Source organism: Mucilaginibacter celer (genome assembly GCF_003576455.2).
Lineage (GTDB): Bacteria > Bacteroidota > Bacteroidia > Sphingobacteriales > Sphingobacteriaceae > Mucilaginibacter > Mucilaginibacter celer.
Window position 1 is genome coordinate 4,127,952 of record NZ_CP032869.1, and the last position, 16,397, is coordinate 4,144,348.

A 16,397-nucleotide genomic window follows, 5' to 3' on the forward strand; every position below is an offset into this window, starting at 1 on the left:
GGCGGGGCGCGTTTGGCAACACTGCACTTAGCAGGGCATTAACTGTACATTTCACGGATTTGCTGCCGGTAGGCTATGGGCGTGGTATCGGTAAGGCGTTTAAAAAAGCGGTTAAAGTAGGCAGCATCCTCAAAACCAAGCTCATCGGCAATTTGCTTTACCGATAGTTCGGTGTGCAACAGGCGACGTTTGGCCTAAACAATCAGCCGCTCGTGAATGTGGGTGATGGCGGTTTTGCCGCTTTGCTGTTTTATCACCTCACTGAAGTGACCGGGCGTGAGGTTAAGCTTTTCGGCATAAGCGGCAACATCATGCAGGGTTTGGTAATGCTCGCCTATAAGCGCCTGGTAGCTTTTAAGCAGGCAATAATTTAGGGTGATGCAGGTTTCGTTATACTGCTCGGTGTATAGCCTGCTCATGTAAATTACCAGCACCCGCAGCCAGGAGGCCAGCATTTGGTTGCGCCAGGTGCTATCGGTATTAAACTCGGCCAGCATTTTGCTCATGGTATCGTTAATAAAAGCTACATCTTCGGGCTTAAGCTGTATTTCGTGCGCGGCGGCGGGGTTTTGGATAATGGGCAGGGCGCGCAGCATGTGGTTATCTTCCAGCTGCAAAAACTCGTCGGTAAAACTAACCATCAGGCCATTGGTAGGGCCGGCATGTTCTTTTAGGTGCACCTGTTGGGGTACGGTAAAATAGAACGTATCGGCCTTTACGGTGTAGGGCATAAAATCAATCCAGTGGCGGTTAGCGCCGCTTTTTATCAGCACAAACAGGTAATAATCTTTACGGTGAGGTTGCAGAAAAGCAGGGTCGAGCTTGTACTCGCCGCATTCGCCGCCTGCATTGCGCACGTAGATCATGGCATTGCTATCGCCATTGTTTTGCGCAAGGGTGTAGGTGGGGATTATCGGTTTTTCGGGTGCTGTTAATACGGGCATGGTACAAATAACGCAATTAGTGGGCATTGTTTAAAAGGCCTATTAACAGGGGATTGTAAATGTTTTTGGGGAAGAGGGGATGAGAGGCAGGCGGGGTAAGAGCCAGGAAGTAAGGAAAAAGACAGAGATTGTTATTAATCGCGAACAAACGAGCGGTGGCCCGACAGAAAAGCGGGGCGGAAGCTTTTTTCTGTCTTGACTTTTTGGTTAATTTTGTGTCAAGACAAAAGTAACAGCCTCCGCGGCAAATGAGGGGCCAATGCTGTTATGTTAGCACTAAAGCCCGCTGCCCAACGAAAATAACGAAAGCCCTTTGCAAAGAAGTACTTATATATTGGCGAGAGGGTTCGCAACAAGCATTTTGCTAATAAACTAACACGGTCGCCCTCTTGGCCGGGCGGGGCCAGGTACTTTTGTCTTGACACAAAAGTACCCATCTTTGCGCACTTAAAAATCTCAAACCATGCACCCTTAAAAAACTTTGCGGCTTAGCGTCTTTGCGAGCCTAAAACTCCACAACAAACACAAAAAACATTTGCGTCTTAAACACCTTTGCGCACTTAAAAATCTCAAACTATGCACCCTTAAAAACCTTTGCGGCTTAGCGCCTTTGCGAGCCTAAAACTCCACAACAAACACAAAAAACATTTGCGTCTTAAACACCTTTGCGCACTTAAAAATCTCAAACTATGCACCCTTAAAAACCTTTGCGGCTTAGCGCCTTTGCGAGCCTAAAACTCCACAACAAACACAAAAAACATTTGCGTCTTAAACACCTTTGCGCACTTAAAAATCTCAAACTATGCACCCTTAAAAACCTTTGCGGCTTAGCGCCTTTGCGAGCCTAAAACTCCACAACAAACACAAAAAACATTTGCGTCTTAAACACCTTTGCGCACTTAAAAATCTCAAACTATGCACCCTTAAAAACCTTTGCGGCTTAGCGCCTTTGCGAGCCTAAAACTCCACAACAAACACAAAAAACATTTGCGTCTTAAACAACCTTGCGCACTTAAAAATCTCAAACTATGCACTCTTAAAAACCTTTGCGGCTTAGCGCCTTTGCGAGCCTAAAACTCTCCCCCTACTCCGTTTTCAAACTCTTCACCGGGTTCATCAGCGCGGCTTTTACGCTCATGAATGATACCGTTGCAAAAGCCACCACCATCACTACAAAAAACGGAACGATGAACAGCAGCACGTTAATATCCATCCTGAAAGCATAAGTTTGCAGCCATTGGTGAACAAAGTACCAGCCTACCGGTACTGCTATCACAAACGAAATGAGGATAAGCAATGCAAAATCCTGATACAATAGCCTCAAAATATTGTTTACCGATGCGCCCAGCACCTTGCGGATGCCAATCTCTTTGGTGCGCTGCACAATGGTGTACGATACCAGGCCAAATAACCCTAAACAGGCCACAAAAATGGCTATGCCTGTAAATATGCCAAACACCTGGCCAAAGCGCTGATCGCGTTTATATTGTTCGTTAAAATGCTGATCTAAAAAGAAATAGTCAAACTGGTCGCCGGGGAAGAAGCTGGCCCAGGTGCGTTTCAGATCGGCAATGGTTTGCTGGATGTTGGTGGTGCTTACTTTTACTGATACCTGGCCCCGCACATCGGGTATGCAGCGGAAGATCATGGCATCGTAAGCATCCCTTAGCGATTGCTGATGGAAGTTATCGGCCACGCCAACTATGGTATATACCTGTCCCCAAAAATCAATGCGTTTACCCAGGGCATCGGCAGGTTTGCTAAAGCCCAGTTGTTCAACGGCTTTTTTGTTGAATACTACGCTGTGCACTTCATCGCCAAAAGTTTTTGAAAATTTCCTGCCGGCAACCAGCTTAATATCATAGGCATCAAGGTAATCATAATCGGCGCCTATAACGCGGTATTGCTTGCTGGTGCTTTGATCCGAGCCTACCAGTTTAATGCCGCCTGCATTCCAGCCCACCGGTTCGCCGGGGATGGAGGTTGATACGGTTACGCTTTTTACTGCCGATTGGGCCAGGCATTCGTGCTTAAACGAGCTCATGCTGCGGTAAAACGAATCTACCTTTACCAGCGGGGCTTTGATTACCAGCGTCTGGTCAATTTTTACGCCCAGCTTTTGCGTTTGCATATACTTAAGCTGCCTGAATACCGAAAGCGAAAAAACAAGGAGGAATATGGAAGCAAAAAACTGAAAAACCACCATACCTTTGCGTAACATTACACCCTTGGGCGATGCCAGGATCTTGCCCTTCATTACCTCAACCGGTCTGAATCCGGATAACACGATAGCCGGGTAAAAACCGCTGAAGAACGACCCCAAAAAGAAGATGCCCAATACCGCCAGCCAGAAAACAGGTTTAGCAAACAGCGTAAAGCCTATCTGCACACCTGATATATTGGCAAATGCCGGCAGGCAGGCCATAATAATAAGCAAAGCCAGAGCTATGGCCATACCGTTAAGCAGCATAGCCTCTAACATAAACTGTGTTATCAGCTGGGCCTTTGCCGAGCCTAATGTTTTGCGTACGCCTACCTCTTTAGCACGGCCAATACCGCGGGCAGTAGCGAGGTTTATATAATTGATCCATGCGATGATCATTACAAAAATGGCTATTCCCAAAAGTACATATACCGATTTGCCATCACCATTAGGCTGAAACTCCAGCATCAGGTTTGAGTACAGGTGGATATTCTGCACGGGCATCAGCGTATAAATACCACCTTCGCCACTACCCGGAAATTTATCATAAGCTTTTTTTACGATGGGGATAAATTTAGCCTCGAGCCGGCGCGGGTCAACACCCGGTTTAAGCAGCAGGTAAGTTGTACAGCCATCATTAAGCCAGGCATCATCAAGGTTATAGTCTTTATTAGGCGGATTTTCTTTAAGCAGCGTAGCGTACGATTGGATAAAATCGAACTTCATGTGGGTATTGGCCGGCAGGTTTTTCATTACCCCGGTTATTTTAAGGGGCTTATCGGTATTGATGTACAGCGTTTGCCCTACCGGGTTTACACCGTGAAAAAGCTTGTTAGCCACATCTTCGGTTAGTACGGCCGTGTTGGGTTCTTTAAGCGCTGTAGCCGGGTCGCCGCTGATGAGGGGGAAGGAGAAGGCTTTAAAAAAGGCTGTGCTTACGTAGTATACATCCTTTAAAACCATTTTCTGATCTTTATAATTGGCAATGGTTTGGCCTGCGCCTACCATTTTTACGTAATCCTCAATTTCGGGCAGTACGGCTTTAAAAGCCGTACCGGGGGCAAAGGCTCCGCCTGCCCAGCTGGTGCTTAGCTTGCCGTTATTGTACCTATCCTGGTTAATGCGGTAAACGCGGGTTTTATTGGCATGAAAATCATCATAGCTCAATTCAAAACTAACGTATTGCAATATGAGCAGGCATGCAGCCATGCCAATAGCCAGGCCCACTATATTAATAGTGGAGAAAGCTTTGTTTTTAGATAAGTTTCTAAAAGCAACCAGCAGGTAATTTTTAAGCATAATTGTTTACGGTTTATGCCTGATGATGAGCTAATTACGTGCCTGGTTTTTATTTTATTGATTATCAGATATTTATTGAATTTGATATCTACGAAAGTGTTCGTTTTCGTACGGTGGTTGTGCGGTTATGTGTTAGAGATTAGTGGTTGGAGATTAGAGGTTAGGCAAAAAACTATCCGTTATCAATAGTTAGCGGAGCCAACCTGCGGCCTCCTTCGCATCAATGCGGGATACCGTTATTAAATAAGAATCCCTATTTTCGAGGCATAAACCAAACCATCAATCGCAACATGGGCTTATTTAATTTTTTCAAGAGAAAACAAACCGAACGGAATCAAAAAAACAACGCAATTCAGCCTATTTCTGATAACGAATTTCTCGTTCAAATTTTAAAAGCCCGGCTAATTGAATTGGGCTACGAAGTTGAGTTGCATCCGCAATACCTCGCGCTGATAATCAATTCCGAATTAGAGATCGCTACAGCTATCGTCGATAATCCCGGCGCTCATCCTTACGTTATGGAGGTTATGTTTCTTACCGCTCATCCGGTATATTTTCCGAAAGGGGTAATTGAAAACCTGGCTGGGATTGGCGAAAGCCTTGGCGAAAAAATGGAAGCTGCTGTTGATAACTACCTTACCGCCATCTTTCCAACCGTAATGGATGGATTTACCGATACTCATGATCCGGAATTTGACTTTTACAAAAACGAAATTCTCTGGCACCCCAAACTGAGCGATTTGGAAGTTCAAGGACAACGGGAAAATTTGCCTCCGGGGGATCATCTCTTCAATCTTATAAAAGAAAAAGTTAAACCACTGCTTACCGACAACAAATTCAACTGGTTGAAAATTTACGTTTCAAAGAGTGCCGAAGGAACCATTATTGGCGAATGTGTTTTCAACAACCAACTATGGCCAGAGGGTACCGAAGCTGTTATAGCAGACGCCGAATTATGGGAAGTTAAGGGGGACTTTATGGCTTTGAAGCAATTTGTTATGTTTAGGCGATGCGATAAATACGATCCGCTACCGCTGGTTTAACTGTAGAGATTTTATTTAAATCATTAACGGTAAACAGTATCTTAGCCTAAGATATAAACCATTTAACCCCAGGTACTTTACCCAATCATGACAGCCCATCCCCCTATCCAAATCCCATTAAACAAAACCAAAATAACCAAAGGCCTTTTAGGTTCGGTAGCTTTTGTTGCCATCAGCGCATGGATCCTGATCAAGCAGCCGCACATTGGCAACCCTATGTTTGATAATGTGCTGGTTAAATATGGCGTAACCAGTTTAGGTATTGTTTTCTTCGGTTTTACTGCTTTCTTTTTCCTTAAAAAAATGGGCGACAAAAAGCCTGGATTGGTTATTGATGATGAAGGCATTTTTGATAATACCGGCGCTACTTCGGTGGGTTTAATCCCCTGGCAGGATATCAGCGGAGTTGGTATCTCGAGTCTTATGAATCAGCAGTTCCTCATCATCGGTGTCAAAAACCCGGAACAATATATTGAAGCGCAAACCAATCTGCTCAGGAAAAAAAGTTTCGGCTTTAATTATAAAAACTACGGCTCGCCTATTGCTATCAGTGCCAACACCATAAACTATAACCTTGGCCTGCTTGCTGCCGAACTTAATGGAAGATTAAACAGCGACGACGGGGAGGTGTAGTGGCGGTGGCAGTAGCAGTGGCAGTGGCGGTGGCAGTTGCAGTTGCAATAGCAGTTATTGTTTAGTCCGACTACTAAAAAAGGGTTGGAGACAGGGAGACGGACGGACGGAATGCCAAAGGCGAGACCGCAAGAGTTAAGAAGCAGGAACTATCTAACCAGGTGGTTGCGATTATCTCACATCAACTCATTATCCTTTTTAACATGATAGGCTTTGTACGATAGATAAAACAAAGCCAGCGCAGGCAAAGCACCCAGTACAACACCCGTGGCATTCATATTTGGATAGGTAGCCACAATTTGCACAATGAGCAGTATGGTTGCTACAATGCCGCCTGTAAGGTAAAGTAATTTGAATTTGGGGTTCATGAATTAATTAACAAATAATTGCCGTGCTTGTTTAAATAGCAAACTTTATAAAACCACGTCATTGCGAGGCACAAAGCAATCGCGAACTTTACAGGGCGGCATTGTATAGCCCCTCTGCTTCCGTGCGATTGCTTCGTGCCTTATAATGACGAGGTGGGAGATTTTCTTATCAGACTTACGAAGTTTTAAAAACTGCGTAAGTCTCTCTTCTTCACTTCTTCAACTCATACTTAGCAGGCACATCCGGCAACCTTTTAAACACCATAGCTCCCAGCGGCGGGATGCTTATGCTGATTGATTGCGCTTTGCCATGCCAGCTAACGGCATCGCTTTGTACAGCATCGTAGTTGATGATGCCGCTGCCCCAGTATTTTTCGTTATCCGAGTTAAACAGCTCTTTCCATTTACCGGCTGCAGGTACGCCAATGCGGTAATCGCGGCGTACAACCGGGGTCATGTTCAACACTATCATCAGGTCGTTTTTGCTTTCGTGGCCCATGCGGCGGTATACCAGTATCGAATCGTTGGCATTGCCGCCATCAACCCATTCAAAACCCTGGTGCGAGAACGCTTTTTCATACAGTGCCGGCTCATCGCGGTACAGCTGGTTAAGGGCTTTAATGGTTTCGCTGATGCCCATATGGTTAGGGTATTGCAGCACGTGCCATTGTAACGACTGGCTGAAGTTCCACTCATCGCCCTGCCCAAACTCGGCCCCCATAAACAACAGTTTTGAGCCGGGGTGAGTAAACATATAGCCGTACATCAGGCGCAGGTTGGCAAATTGCTGCCACTCATCGCCAGGCATTTTGCGCAGCATTGATCCTTTGCCGTACACCACCTCATCGTGCGAGAAAGGCAGCATAAAGTTTTCGGTAAAGGCGTATATGGTACTAAAAGTTATCTCGTTATGGTGATACTTGCGGTGTATCGGGTCGTTTTTAAAATAATCAATGGTATCGTGCATCCAGCCCATCATCCATTTCATGCCAAAGCCCAATCCCCCCAAATAAACCGGGCGACTAACGCCTGTAAACGAAGTGGACTCCTCGGCAATGGTTTGCGTAGACGGGAAGTTAGCGTAAACCGCCTCATTAAACTCTTTCAAAAATGAAATAGCCTCCAGGTTTTCGTTCCCGCCGTATATGTTGGCTTCCCACTCGCCATGCTTGCGCGAGTAATCGAGGTACAACATCGAGGCCACGGCATCAACACGCAAACCATCGGCGTGGTACCTGTCCAGCCAAAAAATAGCGTTACTGATCAGGAAAGCCCTAACCTCGTTACGGCCATAATTAAATATGTACGATTTCCAATCCGGGTGGAAACCCTTGCGTGCGTCGGCATGCTCGTATAAATGTGTACCATCAAAGTTGTACAGCGCGTGCGCATCACCTGGGAAGTGCGATGGTACCCAATCCAATATCACACCAATACCGGCTTTGTGAAACTCCTCTATCAGCAACATCAACTCCTGCGGAGTGCCGTAGCGCGATGCGGCTGCGAAATAGCCGCTCACCTGGTAGCCCCAACTTGGGTAAAAAGGGTGCTCCATTATCGGCATAAACTCTACATGCGTAAAGCCCATTTCCTTAACGTAGGGCACCAGTTTGGCGGCCAGTTGGGTATAAGTTAAAAACTCATCAGGGCTTTCGGGATTGCGCGCCCACGAACCCAAATGCACCTCGTAAACCGAGTAAGGTTTATCCAAAGCGTTATATTCATGGCGGCTCTGCATCCAGGCCGCATCCTGCCACTCGTAGTAGGTATCGGCCACTATCGATGCTGTGCGCGGAGGCAGTTCCCAACGCAAAGCGAAAGGGTCGCTCTTTTCCAGATCTTCCCCGGTAGATGATTTTATATAATATTTATAGGTTTCGCCATTGCCAATATTCGGAATAAAACCTTCCCAAATACCCGACGAATCCCAGCGGGCATTCAGGCTATGCGAACCACGGTTCCAGCCATTAAAATTACCAATAACCGCTACATACTGCGCATTAGGCGCCCAAACCGCAAAGTAAGTACCCACCACACCCAAATGCTCCACCACGTGCGATCCCAGTTTCTCGTACAGCTTATAATGCTTGCCCGATTTAAACAAACTGATATCAAAATCGCTAAAGCGGCTGTAAGGTTCAACGGCTTGTAATTGCACAGGCTGTTGAGGGTCGGCAACCTCGGCGGCTTCGGCTTTAACGGCTTTCGGTTTTGCCGCGGCAGCTTTTTTAGCAGGTGCGGACTTATCGGCAGCGGCAGGCTTAGCAGCTTTAGTGGCAACTGGTTTCTTCGCTGTAGCGGGTTTATCGGCAGGGGCAGCAGCTTTGGCTTTACTTGCTTTTTTAGCAGGTTCGGCCTCAGCAGGCGGCGTAACTTTTTCTGTTTTGGCCTTGCTTACTGCTTTTTTCTCTTTTACAGGCTTCGCGTCGGGTAGCGGTGTTTCGGTTTTAGTAGTTTTCTTGGCCATGATATATGAAATAACCTATTTGGGTACCGTATGATAACCCAAAACACAGGATTGAGTTTGGTTTATATACAATCAAATATAACAGGATTAAAATACTATGAGGGGATTTGGGAATTTATTTTTCCTTTAGAGGAAACACTCTCCACCACGTCATTGCGAGGCACGAAGCAATCCCCTACTTGCTAAGCAATCACGCAAATCTCTCCACCACGTCATTGCGAGGCACGAAGCAATCCCCTACTTACAGAGACACCATGTAAGATATCGGCAATATGATTATCTTAACTGCATGGTTATGCAACGAGGTGGATGTGTTTATATCGTTACCAATCAAACACATTCGGTATTATATACGGGGATAACATCTGATATCATCGGCAGAATATCCGATCATAAAAATAAAACGTATCCACAAAGCTTTACAGCTAAGTACAAATGCAATAAGCTGGTTTATTATCTCTTTTACCCACGCATAGAAGAGGCTATTGCTGGTGAAAAAGCGCTGAAAGGAAGTAGCAGGCAAGCTAAAATAAATCTTGTTAACGGATTAAATCCTGCTTGGGCAGATTTGTATGACGATTTGATAAAGGAGTAATCACACTTAAACCATCTCGCAATGATGCGGTGGAAAGATAAGTGTCCACTATCCGTCTGTTAGGATAGTGACTCAGGTATTTGGACGGACGCACAAGTAACGAACATACTCAACAAATCGTCATTGCGAGGAACGAAGCAATCCCCTACTTTACAGGGCGGATTTGCATAGCCTCTCTGCCGCTTGGGGATTGCTTCGTTCCTCGCAATGACGTGGTGAAGAGATTTGCGTGATTGTTCTGTATAGTTACGGATTGTTTCGTATTAACAATGACGTGGTGGAGAGAGCTGCGGCACATTTATAAACAAACAATCCCCGATTACAGGGTGGACCTGCCTATCGGGGATTGCTTCGTGCCTCGCAATGACGAGGTGGAGTTAAGGGTTCTCTCTATTCTTACTTACTTATCTCAATATGCTTAAACGTCTTGGTATATTTAAACTCTATCGTGTTATCATCATTTAACTGAAACTCTTTCACATCCTTGCCATCAACAGTAATTTTTGATGGTTTGAATGGGAAACCGATCAGGTTAAAATGGTAGCCATCATAGCGCGGGGTGTACAAACCTTCCAGGCTTTGATCAATGGTTACCGTTTTGGCATCACCGTTTACTACGAATTTTTTCTCGAGGTAAATATCCTGCTCGTAGGCGAAAGTTTCGCCGTAATCTTCAAACAGGAAGGAGTTAACCTCATAATCGGTATAATAAATATTCAGCTTAACCTCTTCAATTTCCTGCTGCCCAACGTATTGCATTACCGGGTATTCGGGAATTACCGAGCCTGCTTTTACAAACAATGGCATGGTTTCAAGCGGAGTTTCTACCGATACTTCTTTGCCACCCTCTACAACCTCATAAGTCCAGAAGTTGTACCATTTTCCTTTTGGCAGGTAAACGTTACGTTTACGCTGACCAGGCTCCATTACCGGGCAAACCAATATCTTATCGCCATAAGTAAACTCATCCTGGCGGAAGTGGTTCATCACCGTATCCTGCTCGTGCATTACTATCGGCCTCAAAATAGGAAAACCGTAACGGTGATGCTCCCAGAAGGTTGAGTACAGGTAAGGGATCAAACGGTAACGTAGTTCGATAAATTTACGGTTAATAGCGGTAAACGGCTCGCCGAAGCTCCATGGTTCGCGCTCTTTGGTATCACCTGCCGAGTGCGCACGCATAAATGGCGAGAAGGTTCCCATCTGAATCCAGCGGGTAAACAATTCGCCATCAGGCTCGCCGCTGAAGCCGCCTATATCAGTTCCGCAGAAAGGGATACCAGAAATAGAAAGGCGCTGGCATTGGATATTACCTATTTTAAGGTGTTCCCAGCTGGCCACGTTATCGCCGGTCCACACCGACGAAAAGCGTTGCACGCCCGAGTAACCTGCCCTGGTAATGGTAAAAGGGCGTTTATTTTTCATGATTTTGCGCAAACCTTCGTAGGTTGAACGCACCATCTGCATACCATAAACGTTGTGAGCCTTACGGTGCGAACCACGGTAACCATCATACTGGTGCCGAACATCATCCGGGAAAGTACCCGCGCCAAATACGGCAGGTTCGTTCATATCATTCCAAACACCGGCAACGCCCATTTGCACCAGTTCATCAAACAAACCACCCCACCACTCACGCACTTCAGGGTTGGTAAAATCGGGGAACTGGCAACGGCCCGGCCATACGTGGCCTTCCATAAAGTAATCGTCGCTTCGGCGGCAGAAGTATTTCTTCTCTTTACCTTCCTTAAACACCGAATAGTTATCATCCACACGAATACCAGGATCAATAATTACCACAGTTTTAAAACCATCGGCAGCCAGTTCGCTGATCATCTTTTTAGGATCGGGGAAGTACTTGCGGTTCCAGGTAAAGCAACGGTAGCCATCCATGTAATCGATATCTAAATAGATACCGTCGCAAGGAATTTTATTTTCGCGGAAGCCACGGGCAATTTTGCGCACTTTGGCTTCTGGATAATAACTCCAGCGGCATTGGTGGTAACCCAGGGCCCAAAGTGGTGGCATAGGGTGCGTACCGGTAAGGGTGTGGTAGCTTTTTACCACATCCATCATATGCGGACCGTGGATATAGTAATATTGTAATTCGCCCCCATCAGCCCAGAAACTCGTTTTAGTACGATCTTCCGAGCCAAAATCAAACTGGGCTTTAAAAGTATTATCAAAGAAAATACCGTGTGCTATACCCTCGTTTACGCTGATGTAAAAAGGAATGCTGCGGTAAAGCGGATCCTGGTTCCATTGGAACGAGTAGGCATCCGTATTCCAGTTTTTTAAGCGTTTGCCGCGTAAGTTTAACTCTGTTGGTTTATCACCTAAACCGAAAAAGCTTTCGTCGGGCGCACATGTTTTGGTGCAAAATACATAGTAACCACCGGCCTGCACGTTCTCTTCCCAGTGCATTGGGGTGGCATCCATGCTGGTTACATGGTTGTTGCTATCCGAAAAGGAGATAAAGAAATCTTTTTTACGGATATGGCAGTTTACCTTGTAGGTTGATACGCGAAACTCGTTCTCATCTTCGTGAAGGCTAAAGCTTACCTGCCTGGTTGGCAGTTTAGGCACACCGTACGAAAAATCTTCTAAAAAAACGCTGTGTGGTGCAAGCCTTACACGGATTATCTCGTCGGTAACCACTACAACTTCAACTTTGGCGTCGCCATCGGTAAAGTAAAACTTATTGCCCACCTGATCGGCGTGATTTGGCACACCAAGATATTTTTTAACTACAGGCTTAATACCATCGGCAGGGTTATTAAGGTGGTGAAACTCCTCTTCTTCTTCAATCAGATTCTCAATCTCGGTCAATTTGCTGGTAATCAGCTCCGGGTTTGGATTTGGGGTATTACTTTCCATTAAAACAAATTAGTTGGGTTCTGCAAATATGTATAAAGTGTACTTACTACGCAATATACAACATTGTTGTTAACCAAAAAACCATTTACCGTGCCAATTCCTTAACTTTTAATCAATTTACCGGCTCAATAATCTGGATTTTTTTGCCATCGCTAACAAATAGTACTGATATGGCAGCCAAAAACATAAAAACGCCAGCCATTACCAAAGCATAGATAGCCTGATTATGGTAAAGATATTTTACGATAGGGCCGCCTACGATGCCGTTAACAATTTGCGGAAAAGTGATGAAGAAATTGAAAATACCCATATACACACCTATCTTTTTAGCTGGTATTGAGCTTGATAGGATAGCGTAAGGCATAGCAAGGATACTGCCCCAGGCCAGGCCGATACCTATCATGGAGAGGACAAGCAATTTAGGATCTGTAATAAAGAAAACTGAAATGAGGCCTAAACCGCCCATGGCCAGCGAAAAAGCATGCGCCGCCTTCCGACTTGTATTTTTTACGATGCGCGGCAGCAACAAGGCATAAATAGCCGAAACAAAATTATAAACACCAAATAAAACGTTTACCCAGTTGGCGGCATCGTTATAAGCAACAGATGAAGTGTCGCCTGCGGGAATATGATACACATGTGCAGCCACAGCCGGGGTGGTAAATACCCACATTGAAAACAAGGCGAACCAGGAGAAAAACTGTACCAAACCCAGCTGTTTCATGGTTTTGGGCATATTAACCAGATCGGAAAATATCTCGGTTAAGCCGCTTTTATGGCCTGATGCCGATTCGTCTTTTTCGTGGAAGGTAGCATAAACTTCGGGCGGATATTCTTTGGTACGGATAACGGTCCATAATATAGCCCCTATCAATACCGCGGCGCCGATATAAAAGGAGTACAACACGTTATCGGGCACGATACCGGGAGCAGCCGTTTTAGCGATTCCAAACCATTCGGCAAATACATATGGCAACCACGAGCCTATTACAGCGCCCACGCCTATCAGGCAGGTTTGCATCGAAAAGCCGGTAGTGTGCTGGCTATCGGGCAGGTTATCGGCCACCAACGCCCTGAACGGTTCCATAGCCACATTGAACGATGCATCCATGATCATGAGCATTCCCGCCCCTACAACAATAGGCGGGATGATAGCCGCCAGCATAGATGAGTTTGGCATAAAGAACAGCGCCAACCCGGACAGGATTGCCCCCGTTAAAAAATACGGACGACGACGACCAAGCTTATTCCACGTTCTGTCACTATAATGCCCAATAATAGGCTGAACAACCATCCCCGTAATTGGTGCAGCCAACCAAAACCACGACAGATGCTCCACATCGGCCCCAAAGGTTTGTAGAATTCTGCTGGCATTACCTGTTTGCAAGGCAAAGCCAAACTGGATGCCCAAAAAGCCGAAGCTCATGTTAAAGATCTGCCAAAAGCTTAATCGTGGCTTTTGCGCGATGGTTGGTTTGTTTTGGTTCATTGGTTAATTGGTTCAATAGTATTGTCTCCGTCACATTCTCTCCCACGTAATTGCGAGGTACGAAGCAATCCCTAACTGTACAGGGCGGCTTTGCATAGCAGCTCTGCTTCCGTGCGATTGCTTCGTTCCTCGCAATGACGGTTCGGGTTTTAAAAACTTCGTAAGTCTCAACCGTTCTAACCACCACGTCATTGCGAGGTACGAAGCAATCCCAAACTATACAGTGCGAACATGCTTAGCTGCTCTGCTAATTGGGGATTGCTTCGTACCTCGCAATGACGGCGCGGAGAAGGGCGTGTAGCATCTTCTAAAACTCCAGCAACAAGCCGCTCATGGCAGGCAGGCTTACTTCAACACCTTTACTTATATCGTCGGTATTGAATTTGGCTCCGCTTAGCAGGTCGGTGAATTGTTTATGGCCGCTTTGGTTTAATTTCGTTAACAGGTCTTCCGGAAGTTTCACGGTTAATTTACGGTCGCTCCGGTTAAAATTGGTTATTACTAATATACGGTGGTTATGGGTATAACGGGCATAAATGTACAGGCGGGTATCAAAACCCGGCTGACGCTCGTTAGCCATCATCAACTCATAAAACGCGCCTGATTTTAGGGCTTCGCTGTTATGCACCGCAGTAAGCAGGTTATGATAAAAGCCACGCAGCTTTTGCTGATCGGCAGATAGGTTGGCACCGTCATACTCGTGGTTGTTTACCCATTTCTGGTGCTCTGGAACTCCCCAATAATCAAATATCGATGTACGACCATCGTTTCCGCTAAAACCCTCGGTGCCGTGGGCAGGTTCCCCTACTTCCTGACCGAAATAAACCATCACCGGTCCGGTGTTTAATGTAGCCGTTATGATCATGCCCGGAACAGCCAGCCATGGATTGCCCGCGAAATCATTACAGGCAATGCGCTGCTCATCGTGGTTTTCCATAAAGCGGAGCATGTGCTCGTCGATGCCTTTGCTGTCATGGTTCCAAACGGCATTGATTTCCCAGGTTGATGAGTGGTGTTCATCACGGGTGAGGCGTTTGATGGCATCATACAGGCCTACTTTATCGTACAGGTAATCGAACTTGCCTTTAAAAATATAATCGTTGTATTTGCCTTTATCATAAGCTTCACCGATGAATACCAGGCCGGGATGTTCGGCTTTCAGTTTCGGGATCACCCAACCCCAAAACTCGATAGGTACCATCTCCACCATATCGCAGCGGAAACCATCTACACCTTTCTCGCTCCAGTAATGCAGGATATCATAAACCTTGTTCCACAGTGGAGCGATAGGATCGAAATGGTTACGGCGATGATCCATGTAATCAACACCGTAGTTCAGCTTCATAGTTTCAAACCAATCATTAATTGATGGAGTTGCGCTGAAAACATCGTTGCCGGTTGCTTTAGCAGGGTTCTCGTCAAAATGACCATCCTTCAACGGGCTTTTAAACTCATCACCTCCAGGGTTGTAACCTTGCGGTACCACAAACTGCTGACCGGGGATATAGTAAAAATCATTCTTCGGGCTAAAGCCTTTACTTTTATCATCATCCTCGCCAAAATCGCGCACACCGGCAGGTTTTACATCCGATCCGTAGGTACGGGCCACGTGGTTAGGCACCAGATCCATCAACACCTTTAAACCGTTGGCATGGGTACGTTTAATGAGTGCTTCGTACTCGCCAACGCGGTTCTTCACATCAACCGCCAGATCGGGGTCGATATCGTAATAATCCTTAATGGCATAAGGTGAACCAGCCCTACCCTTCACAATATCCGGATCATCAGCTTTGATGCCGTATTGCGAATAATCGGTCATGGTGGCGTGTTCAATTACGCCGGTGTACCAAACATGGGTAAAACCCATCTTTTTGATCTGCTGCAGGGCTTTATCGTTAATATCGTTCAGCTTGCCTACGCCATTTTCTTCTATCGAGCCGTTGGTTTTGTTAAGCGTTTGTGTATTGCCAAACAGGCGCGGCAACAATTGGTATATAATGAGCTTATGGTTGGTAGTTTGTTCCATGCGTTTCTTTGTATGATGTTTTTGCGCGTAGGTTGTATTAGCTAACAACACGGCGACCGCAAGATATAAGGTTTTTAATTTCATAAGGCCACTTTTTGTAAACGGTGGTGATGGGCCCATGCCCCACCAATGCTCAGTAAAACTAAAATAGCAGGTATTTCAACCGCTATGCTAACGGGGTTTTCAACATGTATAAAAAGTGGCGTGAATAAAATCAACGGCATCCACAACCAGGGCACCAAAATGGCGATATGCATATTATACAAGCGTTTACGCCCGAGCAGATAAATAAACAGATACCCTAATCCTATTAATATGGCTACCCAAATACTTAATAACAGCCAGGTTACAAATAACGTTATCGGTGGCGTATTAAGCAGATTTATCAGCAAAAAGAAGCCACCTGTCATAATTCCGGTGCCTATTATTATTCCACTGATCAGCCATTTCATA

Annotated in this window: 12 protein-coding genes; 3 read left to right on the forward strand and 9 right to left on the reverse strand. The window is 45.7% G+C overall.

The window, feature by feature from the left end; translation table 11 throughout:
• Nucleotides 1-38 precede the first annotated feature (38 nt).
• From HYN43_RS16600 to HYN43_RS16610, 3 genes are all read right to left on the reverse strand, one after another.
• On the reverse strand, nt 39-182 hold the full coding sequence (locus HYN43_RS16600) for a helix-turn-helix domain-containing protein (protein ID WP_119410410.1): 144 nt from the start codon (nt 180-182) through the stop codon (nt 39-41).
• 12 nt (nt 183-194) lie between these two features.
• Nucleotides 195-944 carry an AraC family ligand binding domain-containing protein gene (locus tag HYN43_RS16605; protein WP_119410411.1) on the reverse strand — a complete coding sequence of 250 codons (750 nt, stop codon included), beginning with the start codon at nt 942-944 and terminating at the stop codon, nt 195-197.
• A gap of 1,084 nt (nt 945-2,028) precedes the next feature.
• Nucleotides 2,029-4,446 (reverse strand): ABC transporter permease, encoded by a 2,418-nt coding sequence (locus HYN43_RS16610; protein ID WP_119410412.1) that lies wholly within the window; start codon nt 4,444-4,446, stop codon nt 2,029-2,031.
• A 290-nt stretch (nt 4,447-4,736) separates the two neighbouring features.
• Between HYN43_RS16610 and HYN43_RS16615 the strand changes: the two genes are divergently transcribed.
• Complete coding sequence (locus HYN43_RS16615) at nt 4,737-5,489, forward strand: DUF6348 family protein (RefSeq protein WP_119410413.1); 753 nt, start codon at nt 4,737-4,739, stop codon at nt 5,487-5,489.
• Nucleotides 5,490-5,576: 87 nt separating this feature from the next.
• Nucleotides 5,577-6,122, forward strand: a complete 546-nt coding sequence (locus tag HYN43_RS16620; protein WP_119410414.1) for an STM3941 family protein — start codon at nt 5,577-5,579, stop codon at nt 6,120-6,122.
• Between the two features lie 176 nt (nt 6,123-6,298).
• Here HYN43_RS16620 and HYN43_RS16625 read toward each other — a convergent pair whose 3' ends face one another.
• Nucleotides 6,299-6,490, reverse strand: a complete 192-nt coding sequence (locus HYN43_RS16625; protein ID WP_119410415.1) for a hypothetical protein — start codon at nt 6,488-6,490, stop codon at nt 6,299-6,301.
• A 211-nt stretch (nt 6,491-6,701) separates the two neighbouring features.
• Complete coding sequence (gene glgB / locus HYN43_RS16630; protein ID WP_119410416.1) at nt 6,702-8,957, reverse strand: 1,4-alpha-glucan branching protein GlgB; 2,256 nt, start codon at nt 8,955-8,957, stop codon at nt 6,702-6,704.
• Nucleotides 8,958-9,246: 289 nt separating this feature from the next.
• On the opposite strand from glgB, the gene HYN43_RS16635 reads away from it, so the two are divergent.
• Nucleotides 9,247-9,552, forward strand: a complete 306-nt coding sequence (locus tag HYN43_RS16635) for a GIY-YIG nuclease family protein (protein ID WP_245446932.1) — start codon at nt 9,247-9,249, stop codon at nt 9,550-9,552.
• 396 nt (nt 9,553-9,948) lie between these two features.
• On the opposite strand, the gene HYN43_RS16640 is transcribed toward HYN43_RS16635, so the two are convergent.
• From HYN43_RS16640 to HYN43_RS16655, 4 genes are all read right to left on the reverse strand, one after another.
• Complete coding sequence (locus HYN43_RS16640) at nt 9,949-12,429, reverse strand: glycoside hydrolase family 31 protein (protein WP_119410417.1); 2,481 nt, start codon at nt 12,427-12,429, stop codon at nt 9,949-9,951.
• Between the two features lie 112 nt (nt 12,430-12,541).
• Nucleotides 12,542-13,918, reverse strand: a complete 1,377-nt coding sequence (locus tag HYN43_RS16645) for an MFS transporter (protein WP_119410418.1) — start codon at nt 13,916-13,918, stop codon at nt 12,542-12,544.
• Between the two features lie 307 nt (nt 13,919-14,225).
• Nucleotides 14,226-16,028: an alpha-amylase family glycosyl hydrolase gene (locus HYN43_RS16650; protein ID WP_119410419.1), complete on the reverse strand. Its 1,803-nt coding sequence runs from the start codon at nt 16,026-16,028 to the stop codon at nt 14,226-14,228.
• Nucleotides 16,025-16,396: a hypothetical protein gene (locus tag HYN43_RS16655; protein ID WP_119410420.1), complete on the reverse strand. Its 372-nt coding sequence runs from the start codon at nt 16,394-16,396 to the stop codon at nt 16,025-16,027. Before HYN43_RS16655 ends, HYN43_RS16650 begins: the two co-directional genes overlap by 4 nt.
• Nucleotide 16,397: the final 1 nt, after the last annotated feature.

What these genes read in the sequence shown, in the direction of transcription:
- HYN43_RS16605 (WP_119410411.1), bottom strand. Translation starts at nt 944, where the DNA reads ATGCCCGTATTAACAGCACCCGAAAAACCGATAATCCCCACCTACACC.
- HYN43_RS16610 (WP_119410412.1), bottom strand. Translation starts at nt 4,446, where the DNA reads ATGCTTAAAAATTACCTGCTGGTTGCTTTTAGAAACTTATCTAAAAAC.
- HYN43_RS16615 (WP_119410413.1), top strand. Translation starts at nt 4,737, where the DNA reads ATGGGCTTATTTAATTTTTTCAAGAGAAAACAAACCGAACGGAATCAA.
- HYN43_RS16620 (WP_119410414.1), top strand. Translation starts at nt 5,577, where the DNA reads ATGACAGCCCATCCCCCTATCCAAATCCCATTAAACAAAACCAAAATA.
- HYN43_RS16625 (WP_119410415.1), bottom strand. Translation starts at nt 6,490, where the DNA reads ATGAACCCCAAATTCAAATTACTTTACCTTACAGGCGGCATTGTAGCA.
- glgB (WP_119410416.1), bottom strand. Translation starts at nt 8,957, where the DNA reads ATGGCCAAGAAAACTACTAAAACCGAAACACCGCTACCCGACGCGAAG.
- HYN43_RS16635 (WP_245446932.1), top strand. Translation starts at nt 9,247, where the DNA reads ATGGTTATGCAACGAGGTGGATGTGTTTATATCGTTACCAATCAAACA.
- HYN43_RS16640 (WP_119410417.1), bottom strand. Translation starts at nt 12,429, where the DNA reads ATGGAAAGTAATACCCCAAATCCAAACCCGGAGCTGATTACCAGCAAA.
- HYN43_RS16645 (WP_119410418.1), bottom strand. Translation starts at nt 13,918, where the DNA reads ATGAACCAAAACAAACCAACCATCGCGCAAAAGCCACGATTAAGCTTT.
- HYN43_RS16650 (WP_119410419.1), bottom strand. Translation starts at nt 16,028, where the DNA reads ATGAAATTAAAAACCTTATATCTTGCGGTCGCCGTGTTGTTAGCTAAT.
- HYN43_RS16655 (WP_119410420.1), bottom strand. Translation starts at nt 16,396, where the DNA reads ATGAAATGGCTGATCAGTGGAATAATAATAGGCACCGGAATTATGACA.